Here is a 17,886-nt window from a genome sequence, read left to right as displayed (position 1 = left end):
TATATATAGTTTCTTGATTTGAATTAGCATATGCGTTCTTCTCCGCTAATCTAACAAAAAGTAGGTTTCGCTCATCATGCTTATCTGCTAATCCAATTGGAGAAACTATAATCTCTTGCAATTTTGTCCTTGTTTCTAGCCCTATTTTAAATACCCTAAATAATTATACAATGGATATTTAAAATTGAAATATGAAAGTAAAAAATATTCGTTTAGATATTTAATAAACTATTCTTTAAATTCATGATCTTCTAATTTGCGTGCTTGCTCCCTAAGCATGATTGCGATACCAGCTTTGATAGGGTATGCCATTCTTGCTGCAAGACTAACTAATTCATGCCTTTCAGGATTATATATTAAAGGAGTTTTTGTTAAAGGACATACTAATTTTTCTAAAAGTTCTGATGGTAATGTTTTATGCATATTTATTCCCTTTTATTTTATATAATTTTTACAATGTATTTTGATACATTTATATAAACTGTGCAATATTTTTATTTATTGATTTATGCATAATAAATAGGAAATTAATAAATAGAACAAAAGTTATTAACAATTATATAGTTAAGTTTTTACGATTTCTACATTAATATTAATAGCTAAGGCTTAATTTATCATACATTATAGTAAATTGATTTTAACTTGAGGACGTTTTTGTTCCTCGTCTTATGTACTATTTGTACAATTTAACTCGTCTCTTCTAGTCCCAAATACAACTTAATTTGCTATAGTATATGACAGAGATCTAATTCTAGAAGGTATAAGAACTTGGTCATTTAAATGGGAAATAATATTATTTTGATATCTGATATTTACCATCCTCTAGTTCTATAGAGATAGATTTTTCTTTTTCTAAATCTCTAACAGATTTAATAATATTACCTTCTTCGTTTCTAATTATTGCAAATCCACGCTTTAAGATATTTTTATGATTATAGCCAATAAGTTGAGTTGCTATACTTAAAAACAGTAATTTTTTTTGCTCTATTTCTCCTTGAATCAATTTAGGCTTAAATACTGATACTAGCATATTTAATTTATGTTGTTTATTTTGCATAGTAGTTACTATACATTGCTTTAACATATCCGATTTAAACAATAAATTATTATATGCATTAATAATTATATCTTTGGGATTACGTAGTCGTGAGATAGAATTATTTAAAGACATATTTTTTATTTCCATAATTCTTGGTAAGGATGCTATAAGTTTGGTCGACAAATCGTCCAAAGTTTGATACATATTAGTCAGAATCCATGCGTAATTAGGTATAGATTTTGCAAGTATTTCTAAAGATTTTCGTTCATGGCTAATAAAACGTATAATGGTATAATATAAATATCTTGCTTTTTCATCTAAAGTAAGTAACAGTTCTGCTTTCACAGGTACTGCAATTTCAGCTGCAGCAGTAGGCGTTGGAGCTCTTAAGGAGCTTGCATAGTCAATTAAAGTTACATCTGTTTCATGACCTACAGCTGAAATTAATGGAATTTGCGATGAAGATGCAGCTCGTACCACTATTTCTTCATTAAAAGCCCATAAATCTTCTATAGATCCACCGCCTCGTGCTACTATTAATACATCAGGTCTATTATCTGTAAAATTATTAAAACCATTAATAGCACCAGCAATTTGTTCGGCGGCCTGCACTCCTTGTACTAGTACTGGCCATAATATTACCCTTATAGGAAATCTTTCCTGTAATCTATGTAAAATATCTTTAATGACCGCTCCGGTTGGTGAAGTGACTACTCCGATAATTTCGGGATATTTAGGAAGTACCTTTTTTTTATTGGTATCAAATAGGCCTTCTTTTTCGAGTTGTTCTTTACGTTTTAAAAATAGGGCCATTAAAGCACCAGTACCAGCTACTTCAATTTGAGTGACTACTAGCTGATATTTTGACTGGCCTGGATAGGTTGTAATTGCTCCTATACAGATAACTTCTAATCCGTCTTCAGGTAGTACGCTCAAATTATTATAAACATTTTTCCAGCATACAGAAGCAAGGACCGCTTTATCATCTTTTAATGAAAAATAAATATGGCCAGATGGAGAAAGTTTGAGGCCAGAAATCTCGCCGCGCACTCTTATATAAGAAAATCCATCATCAATAGTACGTTTAATCCTAGCTGAAATTTCACTTACACTATAAATGGGCTGATTATGATGTAACATAAATATATATCACCTTATTTTTTTCTTGCTTAATCTATAAACAATATCTTATATTCGCAACTATAGTGAAAACATTTGAACTTTGTTTTCATTATGGAACTGTTAACAAAGTATATAAGTAAGTATATCAACTGTAAATAATATTCAAATTTTTTTAAGTATGCTTAAATACTATAGTAAAAACAAAATTTAAATGTTTTTACTATTATTATAAGGAAATGGTAGTATGAAATTATTAGTCATAGGATCTGGCGGACGTGAACATGCCATTTGTTTTGCTTTATTAAAATCTTCTATTACAACAAAAATATATGCAGCGCCTGGCAATGCAGGTATTGCAGAAATAGCTCAAATTGCTCCTATCGATTATAATAATCATCGTGATATAGCTGGGTTTTGCTTAGAAAAACAAATTGATTTAGTGATAGTAGGCCCAGAAGCTCCTTTAGTCGATGGCTTAATAGATTATTTAGAAAATTATGGTATTAAAGCATTTGGACCATCAAAGAATGCTGCAATCTTAGAAGCTTCAAAGAGTTTTACTAAAAATTTATGTAAGAAATATAATATTCCCACTGCAGAATATGGATGTTTTGATAATCATAATGATGCCAAAACATATTTAGATTCTATAAAATTTCCTATTGTAATTAAAGCAGATGGCCTTGCTGCAGGAAAAGGAGTTATAATAGCCGAAAATAAGAACGAAGCTACTTCTGCCATAGATGATATGTTTGCAGGAAAATTTGGAGAAGCAGGAAATCATGTTGTAATTGAAGAATTTTTAGAAGGAAAAGAAATAAGCTTTTTTGTTATTTGCGATGGTACTGATGCAATATTTTTAGGTGCAGCAGAAGATTATAAACGGGCATTTGATAATAACAAAGGCTTAAATACTGGTGGTATGGGCAGTTTTTCTCCTTCAAGGTTATTAAATGATTTGTTAAAAACACAAATTATGGATCAAATTATCAACCCAACCATGCATGCTATGAAGGTAGAAGGCAGGCCATTTAAAGGTATATTATTTGCTGGATTAATGCTTACAAATGAAGGACCTAAATTGCTTGAATATAATGTACGCTTTGGTGATCCTGAAACTGAATCTATTTTATTATGTTTAAAAACTGATTTATTAGAGCTATTGTTGGCTAGCAATAGTGGTGATTTAAGTAGTATTAAAGTAGAACATTATAATCATCATGCTGTATGTGTTATTATGGCAGCGGATGGCTATCCAGGAGAATATCAAAAAGACACTATAATTAGTGGTTTATCAGAGGTATCTAAATTGCCAAATATAGCTGTCTTTCATGCAGGAACTAAAAAAGATTATAAGCACAATATTGTAGCAAATGGGGGGAGAGTGCTTGCTATTACAGCAATTGGTAATTCTCTTACAGAAGCAAGAGAGCGAGCTTATGATGCTGTGCACAAAATCACTTGGTCAGAAGGATTTTACCGTACTGATATTGCGCTGTAGTGATGAATGATAATCTCTAATTTAAATTAAAAAACTATGGTAATGTTAATAAAATATTGCTAAAAATATTTTGTTAACAATCCTGTATAATGATTAAAAGGATTTATATATGTCAATTTTACCTATTGTTATTGCCCCAAATAATATTTTTAAAACTAAAGCTAACTTAATAGCTAACGTAAATAAGGAAATACAAAGATTTTTAGACGATATGCTTGAAACTATGTATTTTAACCATGCTGTTGGGCTTGGAGCTAATATGGTTGGCGCAATTCATCAATGTGTAGTGGTAGATCTAATGCAAAATGGGCAAAAAAATCCTCTTATTATGGTAAATCCAGTAGTACATATAACATCTGAAGAGAAGCAAGAATTTGAAGAAGCATCGTTATCTTTTCCAGGTATTTCAGCTCCTATTACAAGGCCACGTCATATTACTGTTAATTATATTGATTATGATAATAATGCTCAAGAATTAAAGGCTGAAGGTTTCTTATCTAGTGTATTACAGCATGAAATAGATTATCTTAGTGGCAAAGTTTTTTTAGATTATCTAACTCCTCTAAAACGTTCTTTTTTATTAAAGAAAATGGAAAAATTTAAAAAGCACCCACATCATCATCATGTACATGATGAACATTGCAACCATTAAATCATTCGCTATAGATAAAATAGTCTGCTCTTTATTTTTGATATAATCATTATTATTCAAAGGGATTTCTATATTTACATTTAATAGAAAAAATAATATTTTTTAATAGAAAGATAATATTATAAAGTATTAGGGAGTATGTATAGTGAGAAAAAATAAAGATAAAAATAAAATAGAATATTCTGAAGAAACAAGTAATGATTTCTTAAATGGTCTAGTATATATTAAGAGATGAAGCAGACTTAGAGAAAATTGAGACATATATAACATCTAGTCCCCAATTAATCTCAACTAAAACTACAGAAAAATTTTTGAACGTATTTCATCAAATTGCTTCTAATCACAATTCTATAGCCCTTGGTATAATAGCAAAAATTGAAAAATATCTAACTAAATCTGATCTCAATTTATATTCTGATCGTAATCAAAATGGTGAGACTCCTTTTTTACTTGCCTTATCTAATAGTAATTATGCTATTGCTAGTGAGTTATTGAGTTCGCAAGAACGTATGTTAAAAAAATTTGGATACTCAGAAAATAAAAGTAGAAAACACATAAAAAAAACTATTAATATAGGAAATAATTTTAATTATACCCCTTTACATGAACTAGCAAGAACTGGTTTTTCTCAGGATATGGCTAAATGCTTATTGAAAACTATATTAGAAAAAGGCGCCAATCCGAATGCTCGCGATTCTAATGGAAATACACCTGCGCATGCTATTTTTAATCTAAGTGACTATAATAAACAAACTGAAGAATATGAAATCGTAAGAATAGTAGTAAGTAGAAGGAGCGCTACTCAAATATTAGACTTACTTAAAAAATACAATGTGGATGTCGCAATACAAAATAAAGACGGATATACTGCTTATGATCTTTTAGCTAAAACAACAGATGACTTCAAGAAAGAGAATAATAATTATGTATATTGCATAAAGGAAGAACCTCAAACACGATCAAGCAGATGGCAATCTATTATAAGCTCTGCACTAGAAACAAGGAATTTTGTTGATAGGGTTGAATCTAGTCAAAAACAATCAAATTTCTATACAAGATAATTTAAATAAAGGAGCGTAGTTTTTTTAATGAGTACTACTCTCAAACAAAAAATTGTAAGAGAGGCTTATAATGTGTATTTTACTTCTCCCTATGGGAGAAGTCGCGAAAAACTTTAGTTTTGAGCGGATGAGGGAAATATTAAATAATTAGATTTATTAAACCCTCACCCTCGGAAAGCAAAGCTTTCCTCGACCTCTCCCGAAGGAGAGGTGAAATAAGTATGTGCCTTTTATAATTAATAATTCTAACTTAAATATTTTTTAGTTTTCCTCACCTCTCCCTTAAGGGAGAGGTCGTGTAAATGCTTGCATTTATATGGGTGAGGGTTTATATAATAACATAACTTTTAATTGATAAAATTATTTATAATGAAAAATTTTCAGAAATTTTTACGCAAAAATACAACTTCTGAAGAACGTATACTTTGGTATTATCTTCGAGATCGTCGATTCTACGATTTTAAATTTCGGTAGAAGGAGTCTTAGAGACACTACATCTAACCTTGTTATCTATTCACCCTCATCCTCGGAAAGCAAAGCTTTCCAAAACTATCCCTAATGGAGGAGGTGAAAAAGCATCTATCTGTTAGTTTAGCATTATGAAAGAATACTACACCTTTTTAATATTTTTTCCCCGGACATGATATTATTTCTTATTCATTACTTACATTTTTTGTCTGAGAGTAGGACGATTAGCAGGTTTTGCTCCTCCTTCTTTGTATCAAACTTAAACTGTTTTTACTATAGCTTATACTTAATCAGTATGTGTTTCAGTAAAATATTCATAACTTTTTACACATCCTACCAGAGTTAGGCTGGCTGATACTGTGGCAGCAACAGGCATTGTCAAGTAGTTTAATGAATCAAAGAATTGCTCTACTACATTATAATTATGGTTTTGTTTTTCGTTGGTATATTGCTCATATGTCCAATAAGATGTAAGAGCAGTTAATCCTATAAAAGCTATAGGAGCTGATATAGCTATTGCAGAATTACTATATGATGGAACTTTACTAAATATATTCATTATTATTTTCTCCTAATAAAAGATAATAATCCAATTTGATCGGTTACCGTTATAATAAACTTTTTTATGTGTATAAGTTATTATGAATTTAATTGATTAATTATATAATTATCATTATTTTACAATTTAGTAAAGAAAATAATAATTTATAGCTCTGCAAAATTAAATATAAAATAGTACTTGATATTATGAAAACTAGAATTTCGGGAGAATATAATCTTTCTAGAAAAACTCTTTATAAATGCTTATAAACAGTATAAAACTTTATCGTATAATTCAAATTTCAGTAATCTAGTCCTAAAAGTTTTAGAAAAGATCTTATGAAACAGCAAAAATTTTATGAAGTAATCATAGTAGGAGCGGGGGCTGCAGGACTCATGGCTGCAATAGCAGCCGGAAAAAGAAGTAAAACGGTTTTGTTAATTGAACATACTAATAAGATAGGAGAAAAAATTCGTATCTCTGGAGGAGGACGATGTAATTTTACTAACATAAATACTTCTAGCAATAATTATCTTAGCGAAAATATTCATTTTGCTAAATCTGCTTTAGCAAGTTTTACTCAACATCATTTTATTAAATTAGTTGAATCTTATAACATAGAATATTTTGAAAAAACTTTAGGGCAATTATTTTGTAAAAACTCGTCTAGACAAATTATAGAAATGTTGCTTGAGGAGTGTAGGCGGTATCAAGTAGAAATTAAGCTTAATACCATCATTAATCAAGTCACAAAAAATGATTATTTTAGTATTGCTAGTAACATGGGAGAATTTAATTGTAGGAAATTAATTATTGCAACAGGAGGGTTATCTATACCTCAAATGGGTGCTTCTAATTTTGGTTATGAACTAGCGAAGAAATTTGATCTGCATATTATTCCTACAAAACCTGCTTTAGTGCCTTTAACTTTAAAACCAGAGGATAAAATATTATTAAGTAAATTAAGCGGTATTTCAAATAAGTCTATTGTAAAATATTTGGATAAAAATTTTGCTGAAAATATATTATTTACTCATAAAGGTTTGAGTGGTCCTGCCATATTACAAATATCATCTTACTTAGAAAATTTTAATGATAAAATAGTGCTAATTGATTTATTACCAGATATAAATTTACATAACTTATTTTTGCACGATAAAAATAATAAACAAACTGTAGCTAATTATTTAAAACCTTATTTATCAAACCGATTAATAGAATTTTTTAAACAAAATAATGAAATATTTGCTCAAAAACTTACAGAAATAAAAAAAGAAAAATTAATTGAGATAGCTAAATTATTACATAATTTTCAAATTGTAGTCACCGGTAGCGAAGGATATAATAAAGCAGAAGTAACAAAGGGAGGCATAGATACCGAAGAATTATCTTCTAAAACTATGGAATGTAAGAAAGTCTCTAATTTATATTTTGTAGGAGAGGTGGTGGATGTCACTGGTTGGTTAGGAGGGTATAATTTTCAATGGGCATGGTCATCTGGATTTGTAGCAGGCAACTCTTGTTAAAATCAGAAGCTAATTGTCAAATAACCCTAGATCTTTACCAATAATCTCAGTAGCATTTAAACCGGGATCATCATAAAGGGCAACCGTTAATACCTTATTTTGATACTCGTCACACTCCTTATATTTACTAGGATTGCTAGTATGTAAACACAGATCACCTATATTGGCTCCTGTATAATGATTTGGCTGGCTTGCTGCTACATAATATTCTTTAACATCAATATCTTTTTTTCTTAGCAAAGTAGCAATGCTAAAATGAGTTGCTCCTACTAAAGCTAATACATCTCCCTTATTATTGCATTGCTCAAGAATTTTAGTTGCCATGTAATGATCACGCTTTTTATACGACTCAATGGTAGTTGAAACATTTTCCATAGCATTTCTCTTTATTTGAGGCATGTCCATTGTACAAAAATGAAGGTCAGATGCATCTGTTTGTTTAAAGAGTAATACTGTCTCTTTGAATGATTCAAGAAGGGCTCTCGAAAATGTTCTAATATACTCTAAAATATGCTCTAATGGTATGTTTTTATATATATCACTTAGCTTACTTGGAATAAGTATTTTACATTCATCTAGAATACTTTCAATGTTTGCGCATTGAGTTAAAAGTTTTATATTTAGTAAATATGTATTTAATATATCTGGTTTGCTTTTATCACTTGGTTCTTCAAAGCAATATACTTTTACTCCGCTCTTTTTTAGCAATGGAGTTAATATATTAATAACCTGAGCTGAGTACTTTTCGTGGTGTTTTTCATAAAAAATTATAACTTTTTTACAAGACATTTTTGATACTATACCCCCATACGGTTTTGATTATAAACTATTCTATATATTTTTACAATTAAGATTTTAACTAATATAGAAAAATTATATAATAAATTAGTAATTTAATTTATACCATAGTCCATTTTAAATTATCCGTTAAAGAGTATAATTTTTTCAGCTTCCTTAGCAAATAGGAATGATGAGCGAAACCTACTATAGACGATTTTATAACGCTTACTTTAAAAACTATATTGCTTAACATTAAAGCTATACATAGATTTAATAAAGTATATAATAAAAATAATCTTTGACTAAATAACTATAATATTAAAAAGGTAATGATCAGTGGTAAAAAAAATTAGTATCTTAGGATCTACAGGATCAATTGGTAAAAATTCTGTAAAATTAATTTATAGTCAATTAGAAAAATTTGAAGTACAAGCCTTAACTTCAAATCAAAATGTGGAGTTATTAGTAAAACAAGCTCTGCAATTACAAGCAAAATTAGCTGTAATTGCCGATGAGACTTTATACAATAAATTAAAGCTAGCTTTGGAAGGTACAAATATAAAGGTTGCTGCGGGAATATCAGGCCTATTAGAAGCGGCGTGCATGGAAAATGATTTAGTAATATCAGCTATTGTTGGAATTGCAGGACTTAAGCCAACTATGGCTGCTATTGAAAAAGGTTCTAATATTGCCCTTGCTAATAAAGAATGTTTGGTATGTGCTGGGGATATTATGACCTCTTATGCAAGAGCAAAGCAAGTGCAAATTATCCCAGTTGATTCAGAGCATAGTGCAATATTTCAGCTCTTAGGACAAGATAATATTAATATTGAAAAAATTATATTAACAGCTTCTGGAGGTCCATTTAGGTTATATACTCAAGAGCAAATGCTTTCTATTACTCAAGAAGATGCTTTAAATCATCCCACTTGGCAAATGGGCAAGAAAAATACTATTGATTCAGCTACCTTAATTAATAAAGGATTAGAATTAATAGAAGCGCATTATCTATTTAATATAGAAGAAAATAAGCTTGATGTAATTATACATCCTGAATCTATAATACATAGTATGATTGAGTTTATAGATGGGGCAATGTTTGCGCAATTAAGTACACCTGATATGTGTATACCTATATCATATGCTTTAAATTGGCCTAGTCGAGGAGAATCCCAAGCCCAAAAAATAGATTTTAATACTATCAATAAACTTACTTTTGAAAGAGTTAATTATAATAAATTTCCTGGATTAAAAATTGCTCAAGAAGTATTAAAAGCTAAAGGTTCATTACCAGTTATTATGAATGTGAGCAATGAAGTTGCAGTAGAAGCTTTTATCAATGGTCAGATTAATTTTATAGATATAGTCCCTTTAATTAATGAATCTTTATGTAAATTAAGCTCCTTAACCAGTCCGGCAACTATAGAAGATATATTAGAGATCGAAGAAATTACTAGAAACGCAGTTCAAGCAATGATTATAAACCGTGATAATAATGTAAAAGCAGCGTAATGATATTATAGTAATTATGCTAAAAAACGGTTAAAGTTTTGTAGTATTAATTTATTGTAGTATATTTATTTATATTATGTTTATAAATATAAACTATAGAAACTTAAGTTTCTATAGTGTCGCATAAAGTTTGATATCTTATGAATACCATTATAATAAAATATATAGCTATAATATTTGGTTTTAGTAGTAGTGTATCTATTTTACTTTCTATTAATAAATTTATTTTATTATCTGATTCTTTACCATTATTCATAGCTTGTATAATAATATTATTGATCTGGACTTTATATCAACCTATATTATTTATTCAAATTCGTAATAGAATTCATTACTATTTAGGTCAATTACCAATTAATAATATTATAAAAGAAAAATTTAAACGTTATGATGTATATACCTATCTAATATTTTTAAGTACTATAGGATGCTTATTTTATTTTCAATCCAACTTTGCTACTATAGTAAATTAAGTTGATAAAGACATGATATATGATATATTAAAAAGCTCATAAACCCAAAACAGTAGAAGCAATGGCATATTCCTTAGATTTACGTAAAAAAGTAATTCACTATGTTAATAAAGGTTATACCAGAGAAGAAGCTGCAAGAATTTTTGGCATAGGTGAAAGAACAATTTATAGATGGTTATCGAGATCGAAATCCGGGAATTTAGCAGCCACACGAGCAGCTAAGCCATGGAAGAAGCTTGATCCAATCAAATTATTAAACGAGGTGTCTAAAAACAGCAATTGGCTATTATCTGATTTTGCAAAGGTTTTTAATGTGTCTACAGCTGCTATCTGTTTGGCATTCAAGACTTTGGGGATCACACGAAAAAAAAGACCACACTCTATCGTGAACGGGATGAAGCAAAACGGCAATTATTTTTGGCAGCTATCGCAAACTATAAAGCGGAAGATATAGTTTATATTGATGAGAGTGGAATTGATAGCTATTTGTACTATTCTTGGGGATACAGTCTCAGAGGAAGTAAAGTTTATGGTGATATCTCAGGTAAAAAACATGATTGAGAAAGCTTTATTGCAGGTAAGGTTGGGAAGAAAATTATTGCGCCAATGTGTTTCAAGGGCACATGTAATACAGAAGTTTTTAACGAGTGGGTTAGTCAGTGTTTGGTGCCCGAACTAAGATTTGGTCAAGTTGTAATACTTGATAATGCAACGTTCCATAAGTCAGCTAGAACTAGGAATTTAATAGAAGATATAGGCTGTAAACTTTTATTCTTACCACCTTACTCTCCTGATCTCAACCCAATTGAAAAATATTGGGCTCATTTAAAAGCTAAAATCAAACCTATCATTACTAATTTTAATAACCTTAGCGATGCTATTGATTATGGCTTCTCTATGCCATTCTCAACTTAATTGACTATATTACTTATTATAGCATTTTCACTTTTACAAGTTCTATTGATAATATTCCTTATGGATAATAAAGATTATAAGAAATTTTTAAGATCCGCACATTTTATTCCCTTATTATTCTTTTTTTCTGGGTTTTCTGCTCTCATTTATCAAATTTTATGGCAACGAGAATTATTTATGAGTTTTGGTACTAATACCGAAGCTGTAACTGTAATAGTATCGATTTTCATGTTAGGCTTAGGGAGTGGGGCAATAATAGGAGGTATAATAAGTAAATATTATAGCCGCTATTGCATTAGATTTTTTTTAATTATTGAAATTTTAATTGGGGCTTATGGCATAATTAGTGTAGACCTCATTCAATTTGTAGCAAATAACATAATAGCTGATACAATTTTGAGTATTACTTTAAGGGCATATAGCATATTTATAATACCTACACTTTTAATGGGTGCAACTTTACCGCTACTTGTGACGTATTTAAATCAGCATTATAAAAATATAGGAAAAACAGTTGGAAAACTATATGCTCTAAATAGTATAGGTGCAGCTTTTGCTGCTTTTATTACTACTAATCTGTTACTCACATTATTCGATAAAAAAAGCATAATATATATAGCTGTTGGAGTAAATTTCCTTACAGCAATAATTATATATTATTTTTATAAATTAAATGATCCTAATGTAGAAACATCTAGATTAGATGAATTTCAAGCAATAAATAATACTACCAAAATTTCAATTGCTAAAGCTGCTATAATTTCATTATTTATAGGTTATATTTCATTAAGCCAAGAGATTATATGGTTTCGTGCCTTAAGTTTTAGTACCGGCGGGGAACCAGAAACTTTTGGATTGATTTTGACCGCTTTTTTATTAGCTATTGGAATAGGAGCTTTAAGAGCAGAAAATCTTTACCATAATAAAAATAAAAATTTATTATATTTTATTGCTTACTCATTATCTATATCAACTTTATTATTTTATACAGCTTTTATAGCTATGCATTATTTAAATTCAGTTATTTTAGGATCAAGCTATGTGGTGGGTTATTTGATGGTAGGGGTGTGTGCTTATTATATAGCTCCTATTTTTCCTATATTAACCCATATTTCTAATAATGGTTATGAACAAACTAAGTCTGGTTTTAGAGTATCCCTAATTTATACTGCGAATATTATAGGATCAACGCTAGGACCGTTAATTACTGGATTTGTATTATTTGACTATTTTACTTTAAAACAGAATATAATAATATTAACTTTTATTTCTATTATGCTGGTACTAGCAATAACAGCTTTTATTAATAATAATTACAAAAGTAAGATATTATTATATTTAGGTATAATTATATTATTGATTATCCCAGAAAATAAATTATTTTCCAATTTTCTAGAAAATATACAATACGTTCCTATCTTAAATAACCAATCATTTAAATATACGGTAGAAAACAAAAGTGGCATTATTACAGTGCTTGGAGATAATAGGGGTGATATAATATATGGGGGAGGTGTGTATGATGGTAAATTTAATATTAATTTATTAACTAATAGTAATGGTATATTAAGAGCATATATGGTTGCAGCTTTGCACCCAAATCCTCAAAAAGTGTTAATTATAGGATTAAGCAGTGGTTCATGGACTAAAGTATTTTCCTTATATAACAAGATACAGGCTATAGATGTAATTGAAATTAACCCTGGATATCGAGAACTGATAAGTCGTTATCCTGAAGTCTCAAGCATTTTATATGATAAAAAAATAAAAATTCATTATAGTGATGGCCGGCAATGGTTAAAAACTCATTTCCAGAAATTTGATATGATTGTTATGAATGGTAGCTTTTATTGGAGAAGCAATTCTACCAATCTTCTTTCAAAGGAATTTTTTAATATCATGAAAAATCACCTAAATAGTGAAGGGGTAGTATATTTAAATACTACTAGTTCTGATAATGTAGTTAAAACTATTGCCCAAGTATTTAACCATGTAGTAAGAGTAGAAAATTTTGTAGCCGCAAGTGATGCACCTTTCTCTCTGGATAGAGAGACAAAGATAGAGAATTTTTTACAGTTTAAAAATGATCAGGGAGAAAGTTTTTGCTACTGAATATAATAAAGCTTTAGATAAACTATTAGATATAAAATTAATTGATATAAAAAATGATATAGTTAAGCGTAAAGAACTAATGGTAATTACAGATGATAATATGGCTATAGAATATAAAGTAAATAAGCATTTTTATAGATCTAATACTACTTCCAATTGGTTTACACTATATAAAATATTTAAGAAATCTGCCTGTAATATCATAACTTGTAACAATGCGTAACAAACTGTGATTTGCTATAGTACCTCTAATTAGGCTATAAATATAATAGAGATTATTGTTTTTAAGTTATATAGAGGTTTAAAAAGTGCTATTAAATGGGCCACAATGTACAATTAAGAATATTATAGGATGTTTTGGTATAGGGTTACATAGTGGTAAAAATGTTTCTATAAAATTCCTTCCAGCAGAGGCCAATACTGGGATTATATTTAAACGTACTGACATTATCAGTGGAAAAAATATCATTAAAGCTTCATATGAACTTGTAAGTCATACTATGCTTGGAACAACAATTACCAATGAGTATGGAGTTAAGGTCTGCACAATAGAACATCTTATGGCTGCCATTTGGGGGGCAGGTATTAATAATTTAATTATTGAAATAGATGCTGAAGAAGTACCAATTATGGACGGTAGTTCTGAATCGTTTATGTTTATGATAGAATGTGCCGGTATAAACGAGCAATTACAATCCAAAAAAATTATTGAAATAATTGATACGATTTCTGTACAGGATGGAAATTCTACTATGTCTGTAGAGCCTAGCGATGAATTTTCAGTTAGTATGGAAATTGATTTTACCAACACTATTATATCTAATCAAAAATATAAATTTAACTCTAGTCAGCTCTCTTTTAAGGTGGATTTATGTCGTGCTAGAACATTTGGTTTTATAAATGATGTAGAGAAGTTGCGTCAGATGGGGTTAGCACTTGGTGGCTCTTTGGATAATGCAATAGTTGTAGACGGTGATAAGGTATTAAATAAAGAAGGCTTAAGATATAAAGACGAATTTGTACGTCATAAGGTGCTCGATTCAATAGGTGATTTATATTTATCTGGTTATTACATAAAGGGGCAATTTAAAGGATTACGTGCTGGACACGGAATAAACAATAAAATTTTGCATAACCTTTTTGCAAATAAAGATGCTTGGCGCTTTATGGTTGCAGCATAGCAAAGTATTACTATAGTAAATTGATTTGAATCCGGGACGCGGCTAACTCAAAGCTTTCCTAGTATTTTTCTACTCTCGTACAAAAAATTGTAAGTAATGAGCAAGAAATGATGTCACACCCGTGGAAATGGGTATCTCATTAGTCTGGAACATTACTAGATAGCGTTTATATGCTTTTTAACCTCCTCCATTAGAGAGAGGTCTTGGAAAGCTTTGCTTTCCGAGGATAAGGATAATAGATCTAATTATTTAATATACCTCTCATACGCGTAGAACCTCTGGTTTTTTATGACTTCTCCACATAGGTAAAAGTAAAATATATTATATTCTTGGCTATAGTTTTTTCAGCTTTCTTAGCATATGCGTTCTTCTCCGCTAACCTAACAAAAAAAAGAGGTGTAGCACTGTATCAACATGTATCTTAAAAGAGTAAGCTAAATTAAAAAACTATATAATCTAGTTGACATTATTCTTATATAAATATAAATGATAATTAATCACCGGGGGTGCTAAAATATATATTTAGCTGAGAAAAACCCTTATTACCTGATTGAGATAGTGCTTACGTAGGGAGAGTGTTTTATTATTATTCTTAAACGTATGATTATCTCTATGGGCGCATATAATTTATGTAATAGAGGTAGCCATGAAATTTAGCTCACACATATTAAAACAAATTAGTCGAGTGGCAATGCATAGCAATTTGCGGGGAATCCCTGATCATTTATCTACTAATTTACGACAATCAATGAAATTGTGTCTAGTAACTAATAGGCAAGAGAAATCGTTTAGTTGGTTGATGGATGTGGTAGAAAAAGCTGCAAAAGGCGGAGTAACTATGGTACAACTACGAGAGAAAGATAATATACCTGATAAAGATACAATATATCTTGCAGAACTTCTTCTTAATATATTAAAAGAATTTAATGTACCTTTAATTATTAACGATAGAGTGGATATCTGCCATATTACTAAAGCACAAGGTGTACATTTAGGGCAAAGTGACATGCATCCAGATAAGGCAAGAAAAATTTTAGGAGATAAAGCAATTATAGGATTATCACTTGAGAATTTAGAGCAAGCAGAGATTGCGAATAGACTTACTTCAATTAATTATGTTGCTGCAAGTCCTGTATTTCATAGCAATAGCAAAAATGACTATAACGGATTATGGGGATTGCAAGGATTAAAGGAATTAACTCAAATCTCTAAATATCCTGTAATGTCTATAGGTGGAATTAACCTGAATAATGTCTCTGATATTATTGGAGCTGGTAGCAAAGGAGTTGCAGTTATTTCAGCAGTGCAGAATCAAGATAATCCTGAGTTAGCTGCAAAATTAATGTATAAAGAGATTGATAATAGTTTGAGAAGATATGACAATGATAGATGCAGATAATATATGTGATGATTTACAAAAAATTAGATCTAAATCTCCATTAATTCATAATATAACTAATTTTGTTACTATGGATATTATGGCGAATAGTTTACTTACTCTGGGTGCTTCTCCTATTATGGCACATGCTTCTTCGGAAATAGAAGAAGTGGTAAAAGCAGTACAAGGTATTAATATAAATATTGGTACTTTAGAAGATTCATGGATTAAAGCCATGATAAAAACCGCTACTATAGCTAAAGATAAAAAAATACCTGTAGTGTTAGATCCTGTAGGGGCAGGTTTTACTCAATATCGTACTCAAGCAGCTTTAGCCTTATTAGATATGCAAGTGATAACAGTTGTTCGTGGTAATGCTTCAGAAATATTATCATTAGTAAGTGGTGAGAATATAACTAAGGGTGTAGATAATAATGAAAATGATATAAATAAGGTTGCTGATGCTGCAAAACATTTATCAAGTGCCTTTAATACGATAGTGGTTATAACAGGCCAAAGGGATTATATCATTTGTAATGAAGAAGTAATAACGGTTGAATATGGGCATTCTTGGATGTCAAAGGTTACGGGTATGGGGTGTGCGTTATCTAGTGTTATTGCTGCTTTTCTTGCCGTGAATAATAATTATTTTAGGGCTTCAGTTAATGCTGTATCAATGTTTGGTATAGTTGGTCAGCTAGTTGCAGATTTTTCTGCTGGTCCTGCCTCATTTAAAACTAATTTTATAGATAAGTTACATAATATAACATCTATGGAGATAAAAAATACGTTATAATAATATTTTCAAAGGTTAATTATGAAAAAATATATTCGAGCTCTATCAATAGCTGGATTTGATGGTTCAGGAGGTGCAGGTATACAAGCAGATCTCAAAACTTTTTCCGCTTTAGGATGTTATGGTATGACAGTCCTTACTGCCTTACCCATACAAAACACACAAGGTGTTCAAAAATGCTATTCATTACCATTATCTTCTATAGCAGAGCAAATTACTGCAATTATAGAAGATATTGGGGTAGATGTTATTAAAATAGGCATGTTAGAAAGAACTGAAATAATAGAGGTAATAGCTAGTAGCTTAAGAGCATATAGCCCAATAAAAATAATATGTGATCCAGTGATGGTTTCCAAGAATGGGGAAAGATTAATAGCAAAAGAAGCTATTATTGCTTTAAAAGAACTAATTTTTCCAATAAGTAATATTATTACACCTAATATTTTTGAAGCAGAAGAGATTTTGAATATTAAAATCTCTTCTTATGATGATATGTATAAAGCTGCATTTGACTTATTAAAATTGACGAATAGCGTTTTACTCAAGGGTGGTCATATATTACAAGATGCATTAGCAAAAGATATATTAGTATTAAGTAAGTCAGAAAGTATGTGGTTAGAAGAAGAGCGCATAACTACTAAAAATACTCATGGCACAGGATGTAGCTTGTCGGCAGCAATAGCTGCTTTTTTTGCACATAATTCAGATTTAAAACTATCTGTTCAACAAGCAAAAAAATATATAACCAAAGCAATCTATCACGGTAGTAAGTATGAGATAGGGCATGGACATGGTCCTGTTCATCATTTCTTTAATTTTTGGGAATAAA

The 17,886-nt window shown here is 29.9% G+C and carries 18 protein-coding genes; 14 read left to right on the top strand and 4 right to left on the bottom strand.

The window, feature by feature from the left end; translation table 11 throughout:
- Positions 1 to 228: 228 nt before the first annotated feature.
- Positions 229 to 423: a hypothetical protein gene (locus NOVO_00735; protein ID AIL64557.1), complete on the bottom strand. Its 195-nt coding sequence runs from the start codon at positions 421 to 423 to the stop codon at positions 229 to 231.
- 370 nt (positions 424 to 793) lie between these two features.
- On the bottom strand, positions 794 to 2,179 hold the full coding sequence (gene xseA / locus NOVO_00730; protein ID AIL64556.1) for an Exodeoxyribonuclease 7 large subunit: 1,386 nt from the start codon (positions 2,177 to 2,179) through the stop codon (positions 794 to 796).
- Positions 2,180 to 2,405: 226 nt separating this feature from the next.
- Between xseA and purD the strand changes: the two genes are divergently transcribed.
- The 3 genes from purD (at position 2,406) to NOVO_00715 (ending at position 5,375) form a co-directional block, all read left to right on the top strand.
- The gene (gene purD / locus NOVO_00725; GenBank protein AIL64555.1) at positions 2,406 to 3,662 is read left to right on the top strand and encodes a Phosphoribosylamine--glycine ligase; all 1,257 of its coding nucleotides are present in this window, start codon (positions 2,406 to 2,408) and stop codon (positions 3,660 to 3,662) included.
- Positions 3,663 to 3,771: 109 nt separating this feature from the next.
- Positions 3,772 to 4,314, top strand: a complete 543-nt coding sequence (def1, locus tag NOVO_00720) for a Peptide deformylase 1 (protein AIL64554.1) — start codon at positions 3,772 to 3,774, stop codon at positions 4,312 to 4,314.
- Positions 4,315 to 4,625: 311 nt separating this feature from the next.
- The gene (locus NOVO_00715) at positions 4,626 to 5,375 is read left to right on the top strand and encodes an Ankyrin repeat protein (GenBank protein ID AIL64553.1); all 750 of its coding nucleotides are present in this window, start codon (positions 4,626 to 4,628) and stop codon (positions 5,373 to 5,375) included.
- 754 nt (positions 5,376 to 6,129) lie between these two features.
- On the opposite strand, the gene NOVO_00710 is transcribed toward NOVO_00715, so the two are convergent.
- Complete coding sequence (locus NOVO_00710) at positions 6,130 to 6,402, bottom strand: hypothetical protein (GenBank protein AIL64552.1); 273 nt, start codon at positions 6,400 to 6,402, stop codon at positions 6,130 to 6,132.
- 320 nt (positions 6,403 to 6,722) lie between these two features.
- On the opposite strand from NOVO_00710, the gene NOVO_00705 reads away from it, so the two are divergent.
- Positions 6,723 to 7,910 (top strand): HI0933 family flavoprotein, encoded by a 1,188-nt coding sequence (locus tag NOVO_00705; protein ID AIL64551.1) that lies wholly within the window; start codon positions 6,723 to 6,725, stop codon positions 7,908 to 7,910.
- Positions 7,911 to 7,919: 9 nt separating this feature from the next.
- Here NOVO_00705 and NOVO_00700 read toward each other — a convergent pair whose 3' ends face one another.
- Positions 7,920 to 8,699: a hypothetical protein gene (locus NOVO_00700; GenBank protein ID AIL64550.1), complete on the bottom strand. Its 780-nt coding sequence runs from the start codon at positions 8,697 to 8,699 to the stop codon at positions 7,920 to 7,922.
- A gap of 327 nt (positions 8,700 to 9,026) precedes the next feature.
- Between NOVO_00700 and dxr the strand changes: the two genes are divergently transcribed.
- From dxr to thiD, 10 genes are all read left to right on the top strand, one after another.
- Positions 9,027 to 10,202 (top strand): 1-deoxy-D-xylulose 5-phosphate reductoisomerase, encoded by a 1,176-nt coding sequence (dxr, locus tag NOVO_00695; protein AIL64549.1) that lies wholly within the window; start codon positions 9,027 to 9,029, stop codon positions 10,200 to 10,202.
- A gap of 140 nt (positions 10,203 to 10,342) precedes the next feature.
- On the top strand, positions 10,343 to 10,675 hold the full coding sequence (locus NOVO_00690) for a hypothetical protein (protein AIL64548.1): 333 nt from the start codon (positions 10,343 to 10,345) through the stop codon (positions 10,673 to 10,675).
- Positions 10,676 to 10,736: 61 nt separating this feature from the next.
- Positions 10,737 to 11,129 carry a Transposase gene (locus NOVO_00685; GenBank protein AIL64547.1) on the top strand — a complete coding sequence of 131 codons (393 nt, stop codon included), beginning with the start codon at positions 10,737 to 10,739 and terminating at the stop codon, positions 11,127 to 11,129.
- Between the two features lie 152 nt (positions 11,130 to 11,281).
- Positions 11,282 to 11,590 (top strand): hypothetical protein, encoded by a 309-nt coding sequence (locus tag NOVO_00680; GenBank protein AIL64546.1) that lies wholly within the window; start codon positions 11,282 to 11,284, stop codon positions 11,588 to 11,590.
- Positions 11,591 to 11,650: 60 nt separating this feature from the next.
- A complete protein-coding gene (locus tag NOVO_00675; GenBank protein ID AIL64545.1) occupies positions 11,651 to 13,702 on the top strand; it encodes a Spermidine synthase in 2,052 nt (683 codons plus the stop codon).
- Positions 13,674 to 13,925, top strand: a complete 252-nt coding sequence (locus tag NOVO_00670; GenBank protein ID AIL64544.1) for a hypothetical protein — start codon at positions 13,674 to 13,676, stop codon at positions 13,923 to 13,925. Before NOVO_00675 ends, NOVO_00670 begins: the two co-directional genes overlap by 29 nt.
- 85 nt (positions 13,926 to 14,010) lie before the next feature.
- Positions 14,011 to 14,883 (top strand): UDP-3-O-[3-hydroxymyristoyl] N-acetylglucosamine deacetylase, encoded by an 873-nt coding sequence (gene lpxC, locus NOVO_00665; protein AIL64543.1) that lies wholly within the window; start codon positions 14,011 to 14,013, stop codon positions 14,881 to 14,883.
- A gap of 646 nt (positions 14,884 to 15,529) precedes the next feature.
- Positions 15,530 to 16,282: a Thiamine-phosphate synthase gene (thiE, locus tag NOVO_00660; GenBank protein AIL64542.1), complete on the top strand. Its 753-nt coding sequence runs from the start codon at positions 15,530 to 15,532 to the stop codon at positions 16,280 to 16,282.
- The gene (gene thiM / locus NOVO_00655) at positions 16,260 to 17,057 is read left to right on the top strand and encodes a Hydroxyethylthiazole kinase (protein AIL64541.1); all 798 of its coding nucleotides are present in this window, start codon (positions 16,260 to 16,262) and stop codon (positions 17,055 to 17,057) included. Before thiE ends, thiM begins: the two co-directional genes overlap by 23 nt.
- 21 nt (positions 17,058 to 17,078) lie before the next feature.
- The gene (thiD, locus tag NOVO_00650) at positions 17,079 to 17,885 is read left to right on the top strand and encodes a Hydroxymethylpyrimidine/phosphomethylpyrimidine kinase (GenBank protein AIL64540.1); all 807 of its coding nucleotides are present in this window, start codon (positions 17,079 to 17,081) and stop codon (positions 17,883 to 17,885) included.
- The last annotated feature ends 1 nt before the right edge of the window (position 17,886 follow it).

The sequence above is a fragment of the Rickettsiales bacterium Ac37b genome (assembly GCA_000746585.2).
GTDB lineage: Bacteria > Pseudomonadota > Alphaproteobacteria > Rickettsiales > Arcanibacteraceae > Ac37b.
The sequence above is the reverse complement of the archived record's forward strand: the minus strand, read 5'-3'. Positions and strand labels throughout refer to the sequence as shown.